General features: G+C 49.0%; 17 protein-coding genes. 1 reads left to right on the top strand and 16 read right to left on the bottom strand.

Features of this window, described 5'->3' with window-relative positions; all coding sequences use genetic code 11:
• Positions 1-137 precede the first annotated feature (137 nt).
• The 16 genes from ABD028_RS03570 to acs all read right to left on the bottom strand — a co-directional run bounded on the left by ABD028_RS03570 (position 138) and on the right by acs (position 20,634).
• Positions 138-2,453 (bottom strand): efflux RND transporter permease subunit, encoded by a 2,316-nt coding sequence (locus ABD028_RS03570; protein WP_343841829.1) that lies wholly within the window; start codon positions 2,451-2,453, stop codon positions 138-140.
• Positions 2,454-2,461: 8 nt separating this feature from the next.
• The gene (locus ABD028_RS03565) at positions 2,462-3,439 is read right to left on the bottom strand and encodes a WD40/YVTN/BNR-like repeat-containing protein (RefSeq protein WP_343841824.1); all 978 of its coding nucleotides are present in this window, start codon (positions 3,437-3,439) and stop codon (positions 2,462-2,464) included.
• A gap of 91 nt (positions 3,440-3,530) precedes the next feature.
• The gene (locus ABD028_RS03560) at positions 3,531-4,895 is read right to left on the bottom strand and encodes a DUF1329 domain-containing protein (RefSeq protein WP_343841821.1); all 1,365 of its coding nucleotides are present in this window, start codon (positions 4,893-4,895) and stop codon (positions 3,531-3,533) included.
• Between the two features lie 13 nt (positions 4,896-4,908).
• Positions 4,909-6,993 carry a DUF1302 domain-containing protein gene (locus ABD028_RS03555; protein WP_343841819.1) on the bottom strand — a complete coding sequence of 695 codons (2,085 nt, stop codon included), beginning with the start codon at positions 6,991-6,993 and terminating at the stop codon, positions 4,909-4,911.
• A 195-nt stretch (positions 6,994-7,188) separates the two neighbouring features.
• Entirely contained in the window at positions 7,189-7,410 is a 222-nt protein-coding gene (locus ABD028_RS03550; protein ID WP_343841817.1) for a DUF2835 family protein, read from the bottom strand.
• A gap of 11 nt (positions 7,411-7,421) precedes the next feature.
• Positions 7,422-9,992: an aminopeptidase N gene (gene pepN / locus ABD028_RS03545; protein WP_343841815.1), complete on the bottom strand. Its 2,571-nt coding sequence runs from the start codon at positions 9,990-9,992 to the stop codon at positions 7,422-7,424.
• A gap of 85 nt (positions 9,993-10,077) precedes the next feature.
• Positions 10,078-11,532, bottom strand: a complete 1,455-nt coding sequence (gene nhaC / locus ABD028_RS03540) for a Na+/H+ antiporter NhaC (RefSeq protein ID WP_102795369.1) — start codon at positions 11,530-11,532, stop codon at positions 10,078-10,080.
• Between the two features lie 111 nt (positions 11,533-11,643).
• Positions 11,644-12,978 (bottom strand): sodium-dependent transporter, encoded by a 1,335-nt coding sequence (locus ABD028_RS03535; RefSeq protein WP_343841811.1) that lies wholly within the window; start codon positions 12,976-12,978, stop codon positions 11,644-11,646.
• Positions 12,979-13,140: 162 nt separating this feature from the next.
• Positions 13,141-15,183 (bottom strand): carboxy terminal-processing peptidase, encoded by a 2,043-nt coding sequence (prc, locus tag ABD028_RS03530; RefSeq protein WP_343841809.1) that lies wholly within the window; start codon positions 15,181-15,183, stop codon positions 13,141-13,143.
• Between the two features lie 3 nt (positions 15,184-15,186).
• Complete coding sequence (gene proQ, locus ABD028_RS03525) at positions 15,187-15,882, bottom strand: RNA chaperone ProQ (RefSeq protein WP_343841807.1); 696 nt, start codon at positions 15,880-15,882, stop codon at positions 15,187-15,189.
• An 18-nt stretch (positions 15,883-15,900) separates the two neighbouring features.
• Positions 15,901-16,194 carry a hypothetical protein gene (locus tag ABD028_RS03520; RefSeq protein ID WP_102795365.1) on the bottom strand — a complete coding sequence of 98 codons (294 nt, stop codon included), beginning with the start codon at positions 16,192-16,194 and terminating at the stop codon, positions 15,901-15,903.
• Positions 16,191-16,655, bottom strand: a complete 465-nt coding sequence (locus ABD028_RS03515) for a GAF domain-containing protein (RefSeq protein WP_343841803.1) — start codon at positions 16,653-16,655, stop codon at positions 16,191-16,193. The genes ABD028_RS03520 and ABD028_RS03515 overlap by 4 nt, the downstream gene beginning before the upstream one ends.
• A 158-nt stretch (positions 16,656-16,813) precedes the next feature.
• Positions 16,814-17,488 (bottom strand): SIMPL domain-containing protein, encoded by a 675-nt coding sequence (locus tag ABD028_RS03510; RefSeq protein WP_343841800.1) that lies wholly within the window; start codon positions 17,486-17,488, stop codon positions 16,814-16,816.
• A gap of 137 nt (positions 17,489-17,625) precedes the next feature.
• Positions 17,626-17,874 carry a DUF3862 domain-containing protein gene (locus ABD028_RS03505; protein ID WP_343841798.1) on the bottom strand — a complete coding sequence of 83 codons (249 nt, stop codon included), beginning with the start codon at positions 17,872-17,874 and terminating at the stop codon, positions 17,626-17,628.
• 78 nt (positions 17,875-17,952) lie between these two features.
• Positions 17,953-18,603 carry a response regulator gene (locus tag ABD028_RS03500; RefSeq protein ID WP_343841795.1) on the bottom strand — a complete coding sequence of 217 codons (651 nt, stop codon included), beginning with the start codon at positions 18,601-18,603 and terminating at the stop codon, positions 17,953-17,955.
• An 87-nt stretch (positions 18,604-18,690) separates the two neighbouring features.
• Entirely contained in the window at positions 18,691-20,634 is a 1,944-nt protein-coding gene (gene acs / locus ABD028_RS03495; RefSeq protein ID WP_343841792.1) for an acetate--CoA ligase, read from the bottom strand.
• A 240-nt stretch (positions 20,635-20,874) separates the two neighbouring features.
• On the opposite strand from acs, the gene ABD028_RS03490 reads away from it, so the two are divergent.
• On the top strand, positions 20,875-22,032 hold the full coding sequence (locus ABD028_RS03490; protein ID WP_343841789.1) for a DcaP family trimeric outer membrane transporter: 1,158 nt from the start codon (positions 20,875-20,877) through the stop codon (positions 22,030-22,032).
• Positions 22,033-22,070: the final 38 nt, after the last annotated feature.

The following is a 22,070-nucleotide window of genomic DNA, read 5'->3' as shown; positions in this document are numbered from 1 at the left end:
GCTACAACATGAATGAACTGCAAGGAAAAAACAGCGAAAAGCAGCTAACTACCCGTAACAAGCAAAAACGCCATAAAACTCCTGTTGGAATTTTATGGCGCTATTTCATGCCCGGAGGTTATTAACTATGCAAGAAATTATTTTTGCTTGTACCAGAATACTGCTGCTAAAGCAGGCAATACTACGACCGCCCCCAGCATATTGACGACAAACATAAAGGTTAGCAGGATGCCCATGTCCATTTGGAACTTCAGGCTGGAGAACACCCAGGTGCTGACCCCAATAGCCAGAGTAATACCGGTGAACAGTACCGCACTACCCCGTTCTTTCAGCGCATCAAAATACGCCTGGCGCACGGCCATTCCGGATTTAAGCTTCTGACTCATGGTCGACAGGATATAAATTCCATAGTCCACCCCAATGCCCACCCCCAGTGCGATAACTGGTAAGGTAGAAACCGTCAGGCCAATTTGCAGCTTCGTCATCAGCGCTTGTGCCAATACAGATACCACATACAAGGGTAATACCACCGCCAGCGTAGCGCGCAGTGAGCGGAAGCTCAGCAAACACAGCAGAATCACTGCGCCAAACACGTATAACATCATGGGAGCTTGCGCCGCTTTGACCGCTTCGTTGGTAGCCGCCATCACTCCTACTGGGCCTGATGCCAGCTTGAATTGCAGGTCTTCACGTTCATATTGCTGACGATATGCTTTGACCGCTTCCACCACCCGATTAATGGTTTCAGCCTTATGGTCGGCCATAAACAGGATCACCGGCATTACTGAACAGTCACCGTTAAGTAGACCCGAAGAGGTGTCTACCCTGGAGATATTCTGTACCAGAGATTGCTGATTGCGTGGCAGCACCCGCCACTTAGGATTACCTTCGTTATAACCTGCGTTGATCAGCTTAGCAACGGAGGCCAAACTGACCGCAGACTGCACCCCTTCAACGTTTTCCATCTTCCATTGGAACTCATCAATGGCATTCATCACCTCAAATGAGGTACAGGCCGAAGGCGTGGTTTCTACCAATACCGACATGTAATCGACACTAATGGCATACTTGTCGGTAATAAGGAAGGTATCCTGATTGTATCTGGAGCTTTCATGCAGGGCCGGTGCGCCAGCATGCAAATCGCCAATCTTCATCTTTTCAGATTCATACCAGCCAAAGGCAAACAGCAGCGCCACCACCACCAGAATGACCTTGGCAACCCCAGGGTTTGAACAATGCGCAATGCGATTCCAGAAACGATCAGATCGCTGTTCTTTGTTGGCAAAACGGGATTTGTAGCCGTCACCCAGCTTAACGTATGACATCAGTACCGGTAGCAACACCAGGTTAGTCAGAATAATAACCGCGACCCCCATACTGGCGGTGATAGCCAGTTCGCGGATAATGCCGATGTCGATTACCAGCAAGGTCATAAAGCCCACGGTGTCAGACAACAAGGCAATCCCACCAGGAACCAGTAAGGTTCTGAAAGCCTTTTGTGCTCCCTGCTTTGCGGTATTACCGGCAATCACTTCCTTGCCTACCGAGTTAATCATTTGCACACCATGGCTGACGCCGATGGCAAAGACTAAAAACGGAACCAAAATCGACATGGGATCGAGACCGAACCCAAGCAGGGTGAGCAAACCCATTTGCCAGATAACCGCAATAATAGAACAAAGCAGTGGCAACACCGTCAGCAAAGCGGACTTACAGAACAGATATACCATGACGGCGGTGATGGCGATGGCAATGGCGAAGAACAGCAGCACATCTTTTGCGCCGTCAGCCACATCACCTACCATTTTTGAGAAGCCGATAATGTGCACACTGATTTTATCGTCTTCGTACTGACCTCTTAATTGTGTTTCCAGGTTGGCAGCAAAGGCCAGCGTATCGAGTTTTTCACCTGTTTGTGGATCCAACTCCAGTAGTTGCGCGGTCACCATGGCACATTTGAAATCATCGGATACCATACGACCGACAATGCCGGCTTTTACGATATTCTCTGACACCAATTTAAGGGCCGCCGGATTGGCTGAATTAAAATCGGCCGGGATCACCGGTCCACCAGAAAACCCTTCCTCTACGACTTCAGTAAAACGGGTGGAAGCACTGTAAAGCGATTTAACCTGAGAACGATCCACGCCGGGAATAAAAAATAGCTGGTCATGAACATCTTTAAGACGGTCAAAAAATGTCTGATTAAATATACTTCCGTCACGCTGACAGACCGACACCAGAATACTATTGGCACCACCAAAGTTTTTCTGGTGCTTCATATAGTTCTGCATATACGGGTGATTAAGCGGAATATTCTTGGTAAAGGCTGCATCTAGCTTTAATTGAGTGGCTTGCCAAAGCAAAAAACCACTGAGCAGACCAAACAGAATGATGACCCACTTTCGGTGCCGGAAAAACACTAATTCGAGAATATCTATTAACCTGGTCATAGTCCCATCTACTTCTGTAAAAATCTGATGCCGGTTTCGGTCACTGCAATGACTTTGTCAGCCACAGGCAATGCATTAAGCACCGCTTTTTCTTCCTCGGTCTGTTGCACCTGCAGCTCATCATTCAGCCAGATTAAATAGCCATTATTGCCCACCACCAAAGTGTGTCCGTCGGCAAGCGGCACAATGCTGTTAAGCGAAGACTTCATATTGGTGGGCAGTTCTTGCCAGCCGTCCTGCGCTTGATACTCAAATAAATGACCGCGCAATCCGGCCGCCAGCAAGCGATTATCTGTGGTCTGACGAATATCAAAGAACGAACCGTAGTAATCGATTTCCATTCGTTGCCAGGTACGCCCCTGATCCTGACTAACAGCCAGTAAGCCAGCCTCACCAGCTAAATACAAGGTCTCGCCCGCACGGGACAGGCGGTTGAAATGTGGCAAGATAGATGACAGCTCCTGTTCGTACAAAGACTCATCTTCCTGCTTTAAGTCCTGCAGATACTGAATGTCGTCTTCGTCCAACAATTCAATATGAGGCTCGCGTAGCCAATTCGCACCGCCATCAGTGGTTCGGTAAAATAGTCCATAAGCGCCAATAGCAATTCCCTGATTCTCATCCAGAAACAGCACGTCCATTAACGGCTTTTCCAATTCCGGCTGATAGTTTTGTATTTGCCAGCTATGACCGTTGTCGACACTGGCTATAATCACAGCATCGTGGCCGACCGCCCAGATCCGCTGTCCTTGCACGGTAACCGCGGTCAAAGTTGAGGAAACGGGTACGGTCTGCTGTTGCCAATTGGTAGCGTCGGAAGAAAGCAGTATATGGCCACGTTCACCGACAGCAATAATACCTTCGGCGGTGGCTGCCACATCCAGTAACAAAGATTGATCGGCCAGCGGTGCCACAAAAGCCGGTGTGGAATGAGCCTTTGTCGGGCCTACCAACAAGGCCAGCATCAGGAAAACAGGCAACTTCATGTGGTTACTATCTCAAGGTTTGATGTATTAGTTAGGGCATGCTTTAGGGTGCAAAAGAAAACGGCTGGCAGTGCCAACCGTTTTACTGCTCTTATCTCAGGCCTTCCCGCCGCAGCGCCTGAGAAGTGAACTCGCTGTCGTCCGGTTTAATGGTAAAATCGTACATCTTTGTCTCGTTATCCAGGCCCAGTGCCAGATAACGACGCGAGTTCAAATCATAGTAAACATCCAGTGTAGACCAAAGCGTTGGTACGTCGTAATAATTCACCGCATACGCCATCGCAACTCGATACAGCTCATTGCGGTTGTCGTACATATCCGCAACCAGGATCTGCCAGCTGTCTTCATCAATATAGAACACACGCTTCTGATAAATATGACGATATTCCGGTTTCAGGTTGGCTTCTACCACCCATACACGGTGTTTCTCAAAACGGGTTAAATCCGGGTTAATATGACCAGGTTTGAGGATATCGTCATATTTGACCTGATCACTGTGCAGTTTGTAGTTGTTATATGGAACATACAATTCCTGTTTACCTTTTAAGGTCCAGTTGTAGCGATCCGGTGCACCATTGAACATGTCGAAATCATCTGTGGTACGCAGACCATCTGCCGCCGTACCTGGTGCGTCATATGCAATATTTGGCGCTTTGCGCACACGACGCTGCCCGGTGTTGTAGGTCCAGGCCTGACGAGGCTCTTTTACCTGATCCATGGTTTCATGCACAAGCAAAGCAGTCCCCGCCAAACGGGCAGGTTCAGTGATGCTCTGCTTGAACTTCATCAGCACATTTTCCTGCTCAAGCTTTTCGGGTGTTACACCGTCTTCTGCATACTTGATCATCAGGATGTCATCAAAACCGATAACGTTAAAATCACCGGACGCTGTAGGTGCCGCCTGACCACCATAGCGTTGAATGGCCTGACCACGATAGCGCAGGATATGGTTCCATATGGCTTCCAAACCATTTTGTGCAATTGGGAAAGGCACGCCCATTGCCGCATTTTTAATCCCGTTACCCCCTTCTACCAGTTCAGCCCGGGTGGCATTGGTTTTGGTGGCATCGTAAACAAACTGCGGATTTGAGGCCGTACGACGCGTTTGGTAAACAGGGATCCTGAAGGTATCCGGATAGGTTTCAAACAGCTTCTTTTGCCCATCTGAAAGCAGATTGGCATATTGGCTCATGTTGGCGGCAGTAATTTCAAATAACACTTTATCCTGCGGGAATGGATCGGGATGGTGATCCCCAACCTTATAACCAGCAGGTGGTGCGGTAATACCGCCATCCCAGGCAGGGATACTGCCGTCGGCATTTCCCGCTTTCAGGCCACCCAACGGAGTGAGCTCAGTGCCCAACTTGGCCGCTTCGGCCTCTGATACTTTAGCCTGTACTAATGCCGTCGACAGACTTAAACCTATAGCTGCTGCGACTAGGGTTAATTTTTTCATTAATCACTACTCCCTAGATTGAATACTTAATGTTAAAGGATACAAAGTCTCTGTCCGACAATGCGTTCGTTGTACCTACACCGCCCCAGAAGGAATTCAGGGAAACACTGGCAGACCACTTGCTCAGATAATCGAAATCTACGGACAAACTTGAAGACTTACGGTCTTCAATAAACAAAAACAGAGGGTCCGGGGTAATGCCATCTACGTCATGAGCAAAGGTCGCCCTGACTGACATATTGATGCCCGCATACACGTTGTTAAAGTCGGCCTTAGCCAACAGCCTGTAGCCCCAGGCGTCATCGGTGGGAAACGGATTGGTTTCCGGACCATTGGAAATAAATGTGTGCAGCCCTTCTTTACCGGGTAATGGGCCACTTCTGGAGGTACCGGGACCATTCAGCCTGAGCAAATTAGGATCTGGCATATCATGAATTTTCACATAGCCCACTTCACCAAGAATTGTCAGGTTATCGGTACCCAGTACCGGGCCAAACAAATGGGTAGCAGAGACCTGCACCTGTGACGTATCGCTTAATACATGGCCAACGGCCGTTCCACCGGGACCGACAACATAGCCAAGATAATCATTAAACTGAGAAATATCCTCTAAGCCCGCATATCGGGCCGCCAAGGCAGGAATATCTGACCTGGCCCCCTGTTGCGGAGTCGCAGCATATAACAATTCGATATCATCTATTTGCAGAGGCTCATCCTGCCGGAAGGCAAATTCACCGGCAACGGCTGTTTCACCAATATTGGTATTAAAACTCAGGCCGTATAACTTAATGTCTTCCGGATAGACAAATCTGGCTTCGGTAAAAGCCACTAAATCCGTGACATTGTGTTTGGTAATCTCACTGGCAGTTGCCAGATAGGCGATATCTTTCCCTACACCAGCTTGCGTGAGGTTTGCGGTACGACCGGAAATCAGTGGCCTCTGGCTATGGTAGTTGAGGTGATAGAAGCCAAACTCCGTATCATTTAACGCTTCTGAATAATATGACAACTTGATCCCGTATTGACCCTGATCATCGGCATCGTCATGGGCTGAATCACTGTAAGCCCGCAGCGCCACCTTAGTGGGGTAAGCCAGGTAAGCAGTACTGATGGTTGCGGGATTAGCGCCGGCTTTGAGGGCAGAACTTAACTCGTTCAGTTTCAGCAGTAAGAAATCCAAATCCAGGTCGGCCGCACCGCCAAACCCATACTGAATGTTGGCTGATTGCCCCCCTTCCCCGGCAAAGTCATTGGTGGAGAAGTAGCTGCCATTTTGCGGCAGGCGGCTTTTTTCCCACTCGTATTGGTAGTACATCGCCAAACCGAGGGTTTCGCTTAAACCAAACTGGGCATATACCATACCGACAGGAATAAAGACTTCTTTTAATTCAGCACCTGGTGCTTGGGAGCGGGTAACATCAACAGGGTTGGTGGTATTAATACCATGTTGAATAAAGGTGCTTTCACCCCAGCTGACCACCTGGTCACCAATTCGAATGGAAACAGGCACAGACCCCAAATCAAAGTCAGCGTAAAAGAATGCATCGAGCAGGCGAATATCGGCACAAAGCTCTTGCTTGGCGTATTTATCCTCACAAGGATCGAATGGCTTATCAAAGCCTGCTTGTGAAGATACTGGATTGCGCCAGGGGCGATCGCCATCCATCATTTCAAAATCGTAAAAGTACATGCCCCGGGCAAAAAAGCCCATGTTCTTATAACGAATATCCAGGTCGTGTGTGCCTTTGAACTGGGTGGAAAACGCTTTACCCGGGTCGTAGTTCAGATTGCCGTTGTCCACGTTGGCAGAATAACCACCATTAATCTGGCCCCACAGGGACAGCGGATCTATACCGGTATTAGTTGTACCGTTATAACCATTCCAATTCAAAGAGGGATAATTACTGGCACTGATAAGTTCCCAGTTTCTGTCTTCAATGCGGTAGCTAGTGCCCAGAGAGAAACTGGAGTCAAAACTGATAGACCAATCCCCCTCTTCCCAGTTTACAGCTTGCGCCGGGGCACTCGCGCCCCCCAGCAGTGCCGCAATCCCTATGGCCAAGGCTGACTTTTTATAAATGCGAGGCCCGTTATTCATCGTTTTTATACTCCTCTGTATCCGCAGTGAGGTTGAGTGTCCGCAGATCGTAAGCTGGTTGTCAGTTTGGTTACCGACATTTTACAAAATGATTACATCATTTCAGCTCATTATCAAGAACTAATCGTACCAGTTGAGAGTAGTCTACATCCCTTTATTTATCAAAACGTTGCAAACAAAAAATCGAGCAAAAATTCAACTTACACGTTCAAATGATCGTATTTTGTTATGCTCATTTGTTATGAGCCTGAAACGCCCATGAATGCCAAGATGATTAATAAAGGGGCGCAAGTTACCAGCCGGCAACTGCACCCTTTCACCACTCTCAGCGTACATAATCAGCTTTTGCACGGAACCGTCATACAGTGCTCGGCACTCTTCGTAGCTTAGTCGAAGATTAAAAAAATAGGTTTTCAACCTGCATTTTCCTAACTGCTCAGCTTGAGGGCCTTACTGACTTTTTCGAACAAGTCACGGCTTAAGGATTTGTTATCAAGTAATCTGGCTAACTGCTGAGTCAGCAAATCCTGCCGACGGTCATCCAGATGGGCAAAACCCAGCATCGGCGTAATCAATCGCGAGGCCACCTGCGGATTGACCGCATCCAGCTTCAGCAAGTAGTCCGTAACGAAGCGATAACCACCGCCATCAAGCGCGTGAAAGCCTGCCGTATTGTAAAAGGCAAAGCTACCAATCAATGCCCTGACTTTGTTAGGGTTGTTAATACTGTACATAGCATGGCTGGTCAGCAGTTGCAGTTTTGCCAGGCTGTCTTTGTGCTGATGACTGCCGTGTAAGGCAAACCATTTGTCCATCACCAGACTGTCTGCCTGCCAACGGCTTTCAAAGTCCTGCATTAACCCCGAAAACAGCGGATGGTCGGCCTGCTGGCAAGCTTTGAGTACGGCCAGGGTATCGGTCATATTGTCACTGGTGGTATAGGCGCTCTGAAGCAAGGTGCTTTGGTCTTGTCTGTGCGCCAGATAGCCCAGACACACAGCGCGCAGGCGGCGTTTTTGCACCTGGTCAGCTTCGTAGATATAAGACTGTGAAGACGATGCGCTTAATGCCTGCCATTGTGGATGGAACCTGTCGGCCAGTAACCGCTTTAACGCGTTTCTGGCATTTAGCAAAGCATCCACATCAATACGTTGACGCTGCTGAGCTAAGGTTTCAAAGCTGGGCAGTTCAAGCATTTCGGCGGCCAGCGCCCGCTGTTCAGGAGCGAATTCCAACACACCTTCAAACAGACCTTGCAGGTTGTCTGATAGTACCGTTTGCCCTTGTTCTGCCGCCCGATGCAGCGCTTCACTGATAAGCTGCTGACTGGCATCCCAGCGTAAGAATGGGTCCTGTGCATAGAGTACGGTATTCAGCAGCCCTTGCTCATCTTGCTTAAAATCCAGTTTCACTGGTGCGCTAAAGCCTGCCAGTACAGCCAATTGCGGCTTTGTTTCAAACTGCCCAAGTGGAAATGTCTGACTTTCTTTAGTTAATGACAGCACCTGACTTTTGCTGCCATGCGTACCTAACACTTCAAGGGCGATGGGTAGATGCAATGCCTGTTTATGCGGCTGATCCGCGGTTGGCGGAGTGTGCTGATGCAGGGCAACTGTAAACTGCCCACTTTGCTGGTCGTACTGTTCTTTTACGCTTAACACTGGCGTGCCGGATTGGCTGTACCAGCGTTTGAATAGTTCAAGGTTGACGTTATTGGCATCCTGCATGGCCTGCACAAAATCGTCGCAGGTCACCGCCTGACCATCATGCCGGGAAATATACAGATCCATACCCCGCCGAAAGCCTTGCTCGCCCAGCAAAGTATGCAGCATACGTATCACCTCAGCGCCTTTGTCATACACAGTCACGGAGTAAAAATTGTTCATTTCCATGACTTCTGCCGGGCGAATCGGATGTGACATCGGTCCTGCATCTTCGGCAAACTGATGCTCACGCATGACCTTAACCTGCTTGATTCGCACAATTGCCGGGTCAGCCATATCCGCGCTGAATTGTTGATCGCGAAATACCGTCAGCCCCTCTTTCAGACTGAGCTGAAACCAGTCCCGGCAGGTAACTCTGTTGCCGGTCCAGTTATGAAAATATTCATGGGCAATCACCGATTCAATATTAAAGTAATCCTCGTCGGTGGCCGCTGCGGCGTCAGCCAACACAAACTTGCTGTTGAACAGATTCAGTCCTTTGTTTTCCATGGCCCCCATATTAAAAAAGTCCACGGCGACGATCATGTATATATCCAGATCATATTCCAGACCATACTTTTGTTCATCCCAGGCCATGGCTTTTTTCAATGACCTCATGGCATGTCCGGCCCGATGCAGATTGCCTTTATCAACGAAGATTTGTAATGCTACCTTTCGCCCACTTTGCGTAATAAATTCATCTTCCAGCAAGTCGAAGTCGCCTGCGACCAGGGCAAACAGGTAGCTGGGTTTGAAAAAGGGATCGTCCCAACGTACCCAGTGACGACCGTCTGGTAGCTCACCAGCATCCACTTTATTGCCGTTGGACAACAAATAAGGGTAACGGGCTTTATCCGCGGTAATCTTGACCTGGTATCGGGCCATTACATCTGGCCGGTCAAGAAAGTAGGTGATTTTGCGGAAACCCTCAGCCTCACATTGAGTACAAAATGCCTGACCTGATTTATACAACCCTTCCAACGAGGTGTTATTGGCCGGGTCAATACGGGTCACAATACGCAAGGTGAATTCGTCAGGCACTGACGCAAACGTCAAATCCGTGTCGCTACCCTGTGGCTGCACAGCCTGGCCATTAATCTGTACCTCCGTCAGCTCGAGCTTCTCACCATGTAGCACCAATGGCCTGTCATGATCTCCCTGGCGAACAATCTTGCTGGTGGCAATTACCTGTGTTTGATGGTCATCCAACTCAAACTCCAGAGACAATTCAGGAATCAAAAAATCTGGTTGTTGATAATCAGCCAGTCTCATGGCCTTTGCACGGGACTCAGACATAACGCCTCCTTGGAACGGTGTATTTTGATACTGAGAATAGCAAACCACCGCCAGGCGAGGCGGAGGTTTAGAGGATGGAATAAATTTAAGCCTTATTTTCCTGTGGTACTGGAATACGCAGAATCTTGATACCTAGGTAAGCATAAATAATCGCCAGTACCGGACTAATGAGGTTGAAAAAGGCATAGAACAGATAATTCAATGGGTCAACTTTTAGCACAGAATGCATATAAGCACCGCAGGTATTCCAGGGGATCAAGGGCGACGTAATGGTGCCACCGTCTTCCAGACTGCGGGACAAATTCAACTGATGCAGGCCGCGTTTGGCAAACTCATCTTTATACATACGTCCCGGCATCACAATGGACATATATTGGTCCGCAGAAATCAGGTTAGTGCCAAAACATGTCAGGATGGTTCTGGACACCATGCCTCCGGCAGTTTTTGCGCCATGTAACAAGGTAGCGACGGCACGCTTGAGTAATCCGGTTTTTTCCAATACTGCGCCAAAGGATAAGGCACACATAATCAGCCAAATGGTATTGAGCATACTGGACATACCGCCACCACTGAGCAGGTCGTTAAGGTCAGCATTGCCGGTATCCAGGCTCACACCGTCATATAGTGCGTGCCAGACAACGGTGACACTGGCCAGCCACCCTTCTCTGCCTTCGCTGGCCAGTTTTGTAATCAGCTCAGGTTGGAATATGACTGCCCATATACCCCCCAGTAAGGCACCGATAGAAACCGCCGGAAACGCCGGCATTTTGCGAATAGCCAACGCCAGTAACACCACCAGTGGCACCAAAAGCAGCGGACCCAAATTAAAATTCTCTGCCAGTAACGTCTGCATCTGCTGAATTTTATCCATGGATGCATCGCCGGACGCATTCAGACCAATCACCAGGAATAGAATCAAAGCCAGCACAAAACTGGGAATGGTAGTCCATAGCATATAGCGAATATGCTCAAACAGCTCAGTACCGGCAACTGCAGGCGCCAGGTTGGTGGTTTCAGACAAAGGCGATATTTTATCACCAAAGTATGCGCCGGATACCACCGCACCGGCGGTAACCGCTTCTGACATACCCATACCATTGGATACACCCATTAGCGCCACGCCTACGGTGGCGGCAGTAGTCCATGAACTACCGATGCTCATAGCAACGACTGCACAAATGACACAAGTGGCCGCATAGAATACCGATGGATTAAGCAGTTCAAGACCATAGTAAATCAAGGTTGGTACGGTACCTGCCAGTAACCAGGTGCCGATCAATGAGCCCACAGCCAGCAGAATCAACACGGCTCCCAATGACAGTGAGATACCATGCACTATCCCTTCTTCAATTTCTTTCCAGGTAAAACCGTTTTTGATCCCAATCAAAGCGGCAATGCCCATGGCGATCAATAATGCAATCTGATTCGGGCCATAGGATGAATTATCCGAAAACAGAATGACGGACGACGATAACAGGGCAACTAATACCACTATAGGGATCATGGCATCGAGTAAGGAGGGTTGTCTTGGCTTTGACATTCTAATTATTACTCCAGGCACCTGACCTTGCTGCAAAACTGGTTAAAACAACAAAATCGGGTATGCAGGCGGCGTTTCGCCGCCCAGATTAACGAAAAGGTTAAAAGGTGATTATTGCACCGAGCGATAGAACATCAAAATGATGATCACGGGGCAGACAAAACGCACGTACCAGGGCCATACTTTCCAGAACAGGCCTTGATGAGCATCAGGATCACTGCTTTGCAGCTCTTTGAGGATTTCATTGCGCTTCCACACCCAACCAGCAAAGATGCACAATGCCATGCCAAGCAATGGCTGGCTGTACTCAGTGGTAAGTGAGATCACCAGACCGAACAAACTGCCAAAGTTAAACGCAATAATGGCACTACACAGGAATATCACTGCAGCAATCATCCATACCGCCTTTCTACGCGCAATCCCTTTATTTTCCACTACATAGGCCACCGGTACTTCCAGCATGGAGATGGAAGAGGTTAAAGCGGCAATAATCATCAAAGCAAAAAAGGCCATAGCGACCAGGTTACCTGCCCCGCCCATAGTATCGAACAAGGCCGGTAATACGGTGAAGATCAGGGTGTCGCCGTCTATCAGCTCACCGGCGTCGGAAAAGATCTGAACACCATTATGCAGTGCCACATACATAGCCGGAATAATCAACAAACCGGCCAGTATGGCCACGCCAATATCCACTAGCGCAACCGAAGCCCCCAGACTTGGCAGCTTCTCCTGCTGGCTGACATAGGAGCCGTAAACCAGCATAGTTCCTACCCCAAGCGACATTGAAAAGAATGCCTGGCCCATAGCACTGATTAATAAATCCGGGCTCAATACCTTGGAAAAATCCGGCACCAGATAAACTTTCAGACCTTGCATAGCGCCGTCCAGGGTCATCACATAGGCGATAAGCAACAGGATAATCACGAATAAGGTTGGCATCAGTCGCACTGACCATTTTTCTATGCCTTTACTGACGCCGCCTGTAACAATACCCGCAGTTAACAGCATAAACAAGCCACAACAGATCAGGTTTCGCACCACCGAAAACTCAGTCAGCCAAGTGGCAAAAGCGGTCATCCCGGCAATAGTGGCCAGAGCCTCCACGCCATACGCCAGCATCCAACCGCCAACAATGGCGTAAAACGCCAGAATAAGTGAAACCGTGACAATGCCCCACAAACCCGTGGCTCGTCCCAACCAGTGCCCGGAGATCTGACCTAGCGCATCCACCATATTGGAACGGGTGGCCCGGCCAATAAGAAGCTCGGCCATCAACACCGGATATGCCAGCACAAAGGCCAACAACATGTACATCAGGACAAAAGCTGCACCACCATTACTGGCAACCTGAGTCGGAAAGCCCCAGATATTCCCCAGTCCCACTGCCGACCCTGCGGCGGCCAGAATAAATCCCAGCCTGGAAGAAAATTCCCCTCTTACACTCATCTTTCAACCTTAGTTATTGTTATAGTGTTCTTATCAATCTCATCCACCTGGGACAAGTTGGCCAGTCTATGCTGACTTTTTGCCGTCCTGGCACGCTTTCTAAACGCCAGATACAAACAGGGCTATGATGTCATAGCCCTGTTGGTGCAACGGTGAGTTACGTTACTTACTGTGGATGGCGTATTTACCTGTTCCCACCACGTCGTAAGTAATGGCGGCAGCTTCATCCAGCAGTGGGTCGAGATTTTCCAGTGCTTCAGGCAGGTCGTCAAGGTTTTCAACCTTTTCCAGGCCCATACGGGCTAAACGTTCATTGGCACGCTGCAGTGCTTGCTGTTCGTTTTCCTGCTTTTCCTTGCGTCTTTCTGACTCTACCAAAGAAATGGTTTTATCATCCTTACGCGCCTTGTATTCACTGATATCCTGCATGATGTAAGCAAACTCAGGATCTTGCATGATACGGCTGTCATGGCGACCGGCGACATCCCTGACGGTGGCACTGGTGTCACCAAAAGTGGTGTAGTTGGCTCTGGGAATGCTGTCCCATGGCAATGCATTCTCTTCGCGGCTTTCGCCCCACTCAGCAGGATCAATAGGCGACGGGAACAGAATGTCTGGCACTACGCCTTTATGCTGGGTACTGCCACCATTTATGCGATAGAACTTAGCTATGGTGAATTGCACACTACCCAGCGGGTTGTCATACAAATCATAAATCCGCCCAAGACCACGATGCTGTTGAACCGTGCCTTTACCGAATGTTTGTTCACCAACAATCAGCGCTCGCCCATAGTCCTGCATGGCCGCGGCAAAAATTTCAGAAGCAGATGCGCTATACCGGTCAACCAACACCGTCAGGGGACCTTCATAAAACACCACGCCGTCGGTGTCCCGCTCTTCGCGGATTCGTCCGGCGTTGTCACGAATTTGTACCACAGGACCTTTGTCTATAAACAATCCTGTCAGCAATGTGGCTTCCGTTAACGAACCGCCGCCATTACCTCGTAAATCAATGATGATGCCCTGGACTTTCTCTTCTTTGAGTTTATCCAGTTCCTTTTTTACATCATCGTGCAAGTTATTATAGAAAGACGGGATGGTAATGACCCCTAGCTTGTCCCCTTGATTCGGGCCTTTTTCGGGAACATACACCTTAGACTTGGCCGCTCTGTCTTCCAGCTTGATCTTATCGCGGGTCAGGCTAACGACGTCAGGTGTGCCACTGTCCGATGCAGACCCTTTAAGTACCTGCAAACGCACGATGCTGCCTTTAGGGCCTTTAATCAGGTCAACGACTTCGTCCAGTCGCCAACCCACCACATCAACAAATTCTTCGTCATCCTGAGCCACACCAATAATGCGATCTTCGGGCTTAATCTGTTTAGACAGGTCAGCCGGACCACCGGGCACGATGGAGCGGATCACTGTGTGATCATCCTGAGATTGTAATACCGCGCCGATCCCTTCAAATGACAGGTTCATTTCCATCTGGAAACGCTCAGCATTTCGTGGTGACAGGTAGCTGGTATGCGCTTCAATAGTGCGGGCAAAGGAGTTCATCAGCGTCTGAAAAACGTCTTCGCTTTCAGTTTGTTGCAAGCGCTTAATGGCGCGCTCGTACCTTTTGGTCAGCAGCTCTTTAATGCCAGCGTCGTCTTTACCGGCAAGTTTCAGGTTAAGCGCGTCATACTTGACACGCTGACGCCATAGCTCATCCAACTCTGCATCGTCTTTTGGCCAGGCCGCATCTTCACGGTCATACTGAAATGCATCGCCAGCCTTCTCGAAATCAAAGCCTTTATCCAACAGAGACAATGCAAACTCATACCGTTCAACACGACGTTTCAGGTTGGTTGTGAAAATGTCGTAAGCACCTGCCAAATTGCCCCGTTCAAGTGCATCATCAAAGCTTTGGCGGTACTTCTCCATGGCTTTGATATCCGCGGCAATAAACAGATTTTTATTGGGATCCAAGGACTTAATAAAGCGGTCATACACTTGACCGGACAGCGCATCATTTAATTCGATCTCTTTATAATGCGCCCGGCTGAACAACGACGATATTCGTTTGGTGGCTACAGCATGCTGCGATTCTTGTTCCAGATTGGGTAAATCGTGAGCGCTGGGTGCGGTGGCAACCGCACTTGCACCGAATGTAGCAGCAAGCAATGCCGCGGCAACTGAGACTTGAATCGCATTCTTCATGTTTTACCTCTTGGGACGGGCTAACCTCAGGCTTTCTGCTGGTACTTTTACCACCATGCCTGTGTTCAATTGAACGTGCACCCCTTCTTTACCTACTTCATTGATGGTGCCTGGCATTGGCATTTTGCCAATTTTGACGGTCACTAAGGTACCGGCTACCAGATCAGTATCGCTCAATTTTTCCGGTGGGGGTCTCTTTATTGGTTTAGGCTTTTGGAAATTAGTTCCATCGCCAGCCGCTTTACCTCCACTTTTGGGCCTTTCAGCCCCGTTACTGTCAACTTTAGCAGGGCCCGCGTTTGCTGCAGACTTTTTGTAACGATTCTTTGCATCGGGGCGATTTTTAGCCTGCTCTTTGCGCTTTTCAGCCACACGCTGCTTGCTTTCGGCCAACTGTTGCTGGGCATGCTCGGCATGTTGTTTTTCAATTACTGCATCGTCTTTGCCATCCAGGTCGACACGATGCGCCCCTTCAACTACAGCATGCAAATATCGCCAGCTACTGGTGTAATGACGCAACGATGCGCGCAGCAGGGTTTTACTAACCCGCTCTTCATTCTCCAGGCGTTCGACCAGATCCTGAAATATACCAACTTTAAGGGGCTTTGCCTGACCTTCAATACTGAAGCAGGCGGGAAAGGTTTCAGCTAAAAAAGCAATCACTTCTTTGCTGTTTGAAAACTTCTGTGGGCTATCCATTCGCTTACGTTCTAAGGGTTAATCTAAGTGTGCACCAGAATGCTCATCATCCCAAGTTGCCACTAGTTGGTCAACCCAGTCATAGAGCTCCGGCTCGTCAATATCCAATAAATATTGGTCCTGATGCCAAGTTTCCCAGATATGTTGCAGCATCAGCTCTAACTGATGGCTGTCAATATCATCGTCAACACGGCTGTACAGATAATGTAAAAGTTCGTTGAGGCGATCTGCGGCATCCACCGCCTGATCTTCCCAAAATTCCATATCGGCTGGCGTCGCCAGTACAACATGGATATCAATACTGGACTTCACGCTAACGCTTCCTGAAGTACCGATATTAAATTTTGCAGTCCCTGCAGGTCTTCCTGATCGAAACGGGCCAGGCTTGGGCTGTCAATATCCAACACCCCCATTAATTGAGCCCCCTGATAAAACGGCAACACAATTTCAGAATTGGATGCAGCATCACAGGCAATATGCCCTTCAAACTGGTGTACATCCTCGACTAATTGCGGCTGTCCCAGCTTCGCGGCAGTGCCACACACGCCACGGCCCATCGGGATACGCACACAGGCTGGTTTACCCTGGAAGGGCCCCAGTACCAATTCTTCGTCCTTCAGCAGATAGAAGCCAGCCCAATTAATATCGGGTAAGTGCATCCACAACAACGCACTGATATTGGCCAGATTGGCAATCAAATCCTTTTCCCCTTCCATCAGCGCACTGGCTTGCTGAACGACTTCCCGGTAGAGCTCTGATTTGACTTTCGGCATGTAGGCTTGAAATCCTGTTACTAAAGGCGCACAAGGTACTGCTATTCCAGAAAAAATAAAACCCCTTTATGGGGTCATTTGTCTCATCAACTCAAATGGGCAAGGGTTTTGGTTATAAGTGGCCAGATTTTGTGCAAACCCAGCCACTTTATACATGATTACTGAACCAACTCAAACGTCACTTGCACTTGAGCATCAATATTCATTTGGCCAGCCATACTGCCAGATGCATCTTTCATCAGCATTCTCGATTCCATCGCCATGGCCATTGGACGATAGGCGGAGGATTCACTAACCGACACCACTTTGCCCACTTTTGCGCCCAAACTGCTGGCCAGCTTTTCTGCCCGAAGCTGCGCGTTCTTTACCGCCAATTCCAGCGCACTTAGATATAAATCCTGTTGATTCTCAACATTGTGTTGGAAACCGTCGATGCGCGTGGCACCAAGTTTCAATACGCCATCCAAAACTTTGTCATACAGGGCCAGTTCCCTCAGACTAACTTGAATTTGCCTGGCCAGCACAAAGCCCTTTTGCTCAGACCCTGAGTCTCGGTGTTCATACCAGGGATAAAGCTGGACATGCATAGATTGAATGTCCCGTTCTTTAACCCCCTGTTTCAGCAAGAAGCTCACCAACTTATTGGTTTTGTCTGTCACGGTCTCGTTAAGCTTGGATACCACCGGGCCTTTTTCTTCTATGTACAAACTAAACTGGAACAGATCCGGCACGGCGCTAACATTGGCCTGCCCCATCACATTAATGGTTTTGTCGTCAGCAACAGCTGTGAGTGACGCACCAACAAGCATGAATATAGCAATCAGTTTTCTCATCGAATTTCCTTAATGAATAAAGCTGCTGCCAGTATGCCGATGCTGACTGAACCTTTTATGAATCCTGGCTAACTGCCGTTGAACAGATATGCGGACCTTATCTCGAGACCAGCCCAACTGGTACTTCTGCGGGGTAGCTACAAGCCCTGCTGGTTAAAATAAACCACGGCACCAGCAACAAAATTAACCTGAATATGTCGCCCGTCTTTATTGCCCCAGATACATTCCTGATTTGCCACACCGTCTTCGCATTGATCGGCGTTGCCCAACACCTGAATCACTTCACGGTAACTCATACCGGTTTCTAACTGTTGGTAGTTACCCATATTGAGTTTTGAGCAAGCGCTCAAACAGAACAGAGCTATCATCAGAGACAGAAGTTTCATATCGCTTTCCTTGTTGTATTTAGGCTCCCATTTGATATAGCACAAAATATTCAGAGAGATACAACATGGTGCCAACGACTAACTTTTACCTGGCGGCTCCAGTTGCAGCTTTTCGGCCAATAATACCGCCTGAATACGACTGTATACGTCCAGTTTACGAAAGATGGCAGTAACATGGGCTTTTACGGTAGCTTCTGTAATGCCCAGCTCATAGGCGATTTGTTTGTTTAGCAGGCCATTGTGAATCAAATAAAGCACTTTGTATTGCTGCGGGGTAAGATCTGCCACCTTTTGGGCTAGGTCTCTGTCTTCATCACTGATTTTGTGTAATTTGTCTTTTAATGCATCAGGTACCCAGTTATCTCCTTCCAATATACTGTTAATCGCCGAAGCGATTTGCTCAGAAGATGACGACTTGGGAATAAAACCCAGTGCACCGAAACCCATTACCCGTGACACCACTTCCAGGCTATCGGTACCGGATATCACTGCCACGGGAACAGTGGGAAAATCTTGTCGGACACGGATTAAGCCATACAGATCACCAGACCCAGGCATATGCAAGTCCAGCAGGATGAGATCCACATCATCATGTTCCTGCAGTGCCTTTAACGTGGAATCCAATGAGTCTGACTGAACCAATGTCAGTGCATTAAATTTCAATTGCAAAGCACCAGCCAGTGCTTCTCGGAATAAGGGATGGTCATCGGCAATCAGAAACTTAGCCATGGCGACTCCATTGTGACATTGACAAAAAGGCCGCCAGCAGGCGGCCTTTCACAGTGTCGGTCATTTTCTAGATCGACACCAGTTTTATCAGCGATTCAAACGCTTATCTATGAGTGAGTCGACGACCGAAGGATCGGCCAGGGTAGAGGTATCACCCAGGCTTTCAAACTCATTGGCGGCAATCTTGCGCAGAATACGGCGCATAATTTTGCCTGAGCGGGTTTTCGGCAAGCCATGGGTCCACTGGATAAAATCCGGTGTGGCAATGGGACTGAGATCATCACGAACCCATTGACGAACCTGCTTAGTTAACTCTTCAGTGATTTCAACCCCATCGGTTGGCAGCAGGTAAACGTAGATCCCCTGCCCTTTGATATCATGGGGATAACCAACCACTGCAGCCTCAGCCACGGCAGGATGGCCGACCAGCGAACTTTCAATTTCGGCCGTACCCAGACGGTGGCCTGACACGTTCAACACATCATCAACCCGGCCTGTGATCCAGTAGTAACCATCTTCATCACGTCTGGCACCATCACCGGTAAAATACAGGTTGTTGTAGGTGCTGAAGTAGGTCTGTTCGAAACGCTCGTGATCGCCCCAGACAGTTCTGGCCTGGCCGGGCCAGGAGTCTTTAATTACCAGATTACCTTCTGTGGCACCATCCAGGAAGTTGCCTTCAGCATCCACCAGGGCCGGTTGTACGCCGAAGAAGGGCCGGGTTGCAGAACCAGGCTTAAGGTCAGTGGCACCAGGAAGTGGTGTAATCATAATGCCGCCGGTTTCGGTCTGCCACCAGGTGTCAACAATCGGGCAACGGCTATCACCAATCTTATCGTGATACCACTGCCAGGCTTCCGGATTAATAGGCTCACCCACACTACCAAGCAGACGCAAGCTCTTGCGACTGGTGCCTTCGGCAGGAAAATCGCCTTTGGCCATCAGAGCACGGATAGCCGTCGGCGCTGTATAGAGAATGTTGACGTTATGCTTATCGACGACCTGTGCCATACGACGAACATCAGGATAAGTTGGCACCCCTTCAAACATCAGTGAAATAGCACCATTGGCAAAGGGGCCATAAACAATATAGCTATGCCCGGTAATCCAGCCAACATCGGCGGCACACCAATACACATCACCAGGCTGATAATCAAATACGTATTGATGTGTCATGGCGGCGTATACCAGGTATCCACCGGTGGTATGTACGACCCCCTTGGGTTTGCCTGTTGAGCCAGAAGTATACAGCACGAAAAGAGGATCTTCTGCTCTCATTACCTCAGGTTCACAGTTGGCTGAACAATCCGCTGTGGCTTCATGCCACCAGGCGTCGCGTCCATCTTGCATATGAGTAGGTTCATCCAGTAACTGATAAACGATGACACTTTGAATACAGGCGGTTGTATCTTTTTCCAAGGCCTTATCAACGTTGGCTTTAAGTGGCACTTTATTGCCACCACGACGGCCGTAGTTAGCGGTAATGACCAGTTTGGCCTGACAATCTTCTACCCTGTCGGCAATAGCATTGGGTGAAAAACCGCCAAATATCACCGAATGCACTGCACCAATGCGGGCACAGGCAAGCATGGCATAGGCTGCTTCAGGAATCATCGGCATATAGATAATCACCCTGTCGCCTTTGCCTACACCCTGTTTTTTCATGGCGTTGGCCAGACGGCATACTTCATCATGCATCTGCTGATAGCTGATAGTTTTGCTGACATTTGGATCGTCACCTTCCCAGATAATGGCGGTGGCGTCCGGGTTGGTTTTCAGATGGCGGTCAATACAGTTATAACTGGCGTTAAGCTGACCGTCGGCAAACCATTTGATATCCACATTGCCACGGGCGAAGCTGGTTGACTTCACTTTGGTATATGGTGTTATCCAATCCAGTCTCTTGCCCTGTTCGGCCCAGAAGCCCTGCGGATCTTCCACCGACCATTGGTACAGGCGCTGATACTCTGCATTGTCGGCATGAGCAGCCCTAGGTGGATAAGATGAAACAGGATAAATTGCATGCGACATTGTCAGATCTCCATATAATTTTCGTTGCAATACTAAGGGGCCAGCCCGGCTAAAGTATTAGACCATGGTCGTAGCAGACCAGATTAACACCGAATTAAAACAGACTTTACACCCCTTTAACAATAAGCTTCCCGCCCCATTGAGGACAGGCTGCGACCTTGGTCGCTTAGACCATGGTCTGATTGAGCAGTTCGCGCCCCTGAACAATTGTTAAGCAGACTTTGAACATGAGGATCTGCAATGAGAACCATAACGAGAACCCCCCTTGCTTGTCTGATCGGCACCCTGCTGAGCGCGTCCGCTGCCAGCGCATCTGTACTGGATGACACCAAATTTAACTTTGGTGGTTATGTCAAACTCGATGCCATTGCCAGCAACTATTCAGATGGCACCCTGCCGTCGGGCAATATTGGCCGTGATTTTTATATTCCCGGACTCACTCCCGTTGGCGGTAATGACGAAGGCACGGCTTTTGATATGCATGCCCGACAAACCCGCTTTAATTTTTCCAGCAAAACCCAGTTGGAGAATGGCAAAAGCCTGGCAACTAAAATAGAGCTGGACTTTATGGCCACACCTAATGGCGATGAACGGGTCAGTAACTCATACAGTCCCAGGCTGCGCATCGCTACTATAGAGTATGATGGCTGGTTGTTTGGTCAGACCTGGACAACCTTCCAGGATGTTGCCGTGCTGCCGGACACCCTGGACTTCATTGGCGCCACTGATGGCACTATCTTCGTACGTCAGGCCATGATTCGCTATAGCAATGGTGGCTTCCAGATTGCCCTGGAAAACCCAGAGACTACCGTAACCCCTTATGGCGGCGGCGGTCGCATTGTTACTGACGACAACTCTGTACCGGATTTAGTGCTGCGTTATACCCATAAAGCCGACTGGGGGCATGTTTCTGGTGCGGCTCTGGTGCGTCAACTTGCATATGATGACGGTGGATTAATCGACAGTACCGAAACGGCTGCATCGTTCAGCATTTCAGCGAAGTTTAATATTGGCAAAGATGATATCAAGCTGATGTACAACGCTGGCTCTGGGATGGGTCGTTACCTTGGTATCAACACTGCCAATGGTGCCGTGATCAATGCCAATGGCGAATTGGAAGCTATCGACTCCAGCGGTGGCCTGATAGCGTATCGACACCTTTGGAATGACCAATGGCGTTCCACCATCAGCTATTCCTGGTTTGAAGCTGATAACGAAGTGGCATTGACCGGAATGGGGGTTACCGAAACCACCAGTAGTGTCAGGGTGAATGCCATCTATTCCCCCACCAAAGCCTTAAGCTTTGGCCTGGAATATTCCCACGCCGAGCGCGAATTGGAAAATGGTAATGATGGTGATATGGACAGATTACAGTTTTCTGCCAAGTATGCGTTTTAGGCCACCTCTCGCCTGAAGCGCCCTTGCCGGCGAAAGCC

Origin of the sequence: Bowmanella denitrificans, assembly GCF_039522935.1 — a bacterium.
Classification (GTDB): Bacteria; Pseudomonadota; Gammaproteobacteria; order Enterobacterales; family Alteromonadaceae; genus Bowmanella; species Bowmanella denitrificans.
Note: the sequence above shows the minus strand (reverse complement) of the source record. Positions and strands in the feature narration are given on the sequence as shown.

Coding starts and splice junctions, on each gene's coding strand:
- ABD028_RS03570 (WP_343841829.1), bottom strand. CDS start 2,453: ATGACCAGGTTAATAGATATTCTCGAATTAGTGTTTTTCCGGCACCGA.
- ABD028_RS03565 (WP_343841824.1), bottom strand. CDS start 3,439: ATGAAGTTGCCTGTTTTCCTGATGCTGGCCTTGTTGGTAGGCCCGACA.
- ABD028_RS03560 (WP_343841821.1), bottom strand. CDS start 4,895: ATGAAAAAATTAACCCTAGTCGCAGCAGCTATAGGTTTAAGTCTGTCG.
- ABD028_RS03555 (WP_343841819.1), bottom strand. CDS start 6,993: ATGAATAACGGGCCTCGCATTTATAAAAAGTCAGCCTTGGCCATAGGG.
- pepN (WP_343841815.1), bottom strand. CDS start 9,992: ATGTCTGAGTCCCGTGCAAAGGCCATGAGACTGGCTGATTATCAACAA.
- nhaC (WP_102795369.1), bottom strand. CDS start 11,532: ATGTCAAAGCCAAGACAACCCTCCTTACTCGATGCCATGATCCCTATA.
- ABD028_RS03535 (WP_343841811.1), bottom strand. CDS start 12,978: ATGAGTGTAAGAGGGGAATTTTCTTCCAGGCTGGGATTTATTCTGGCC.
- prc (WP_343841809.1), bottom strand. CDS start 15,183: ATGAAGAATGCGATTCAAGTCTCAGTTGCCGCGGCATTGCTTGCTGCT.
- proQ (WP_343841807.1), bottom strand. CDS start 15,882: ATGGATAGCCCACAGAAGTTTTCAAACAGCAAAGAAGTGATTGCTTTT.
- ABD028_RS03515 (WP_343841803.1), bottom strand. CDS start 16,655: ATGCCGAAAGTCAAATCAGAGCTCTACCGGGAAGTCGTTCAGCAAGCC.
- ABD028_RS03510 (WP_343841800.1), bottom strand. CDS start 17,488: ATGAGAAAACTGATTGCTATATTCATGCTTGTTGGTGCGTCACTCACA.
- ABD028_RS03505 (WP_343841798.1), bottom strand. CDS start 17,874: ATGAAACTTCTGTCTCTGATGATAGCTCTGTTCTGTTTGAGCGCTTGC.
- ABD028_RS03500 (WP_343841795.1), bottom strand. CDS start 18,603: ATGGCTAAGTTTCTGATTGCCGATGACCATCCCTTATTCCGAGAAGCA.
- acs (WP_343841792.1), bottom strand. CDS start 20,634: ATGTCGCATGCAATTTATCCTGTTTCATCTTATCCACCTAGGGCTGCT.
- ABD028_RS03490 (WP_343841789.1), top strand. CDS start 20,875: ATGAGAACCATAACGAGAACCCCCCTTGCTTGTCTGATCGGCACCCTG.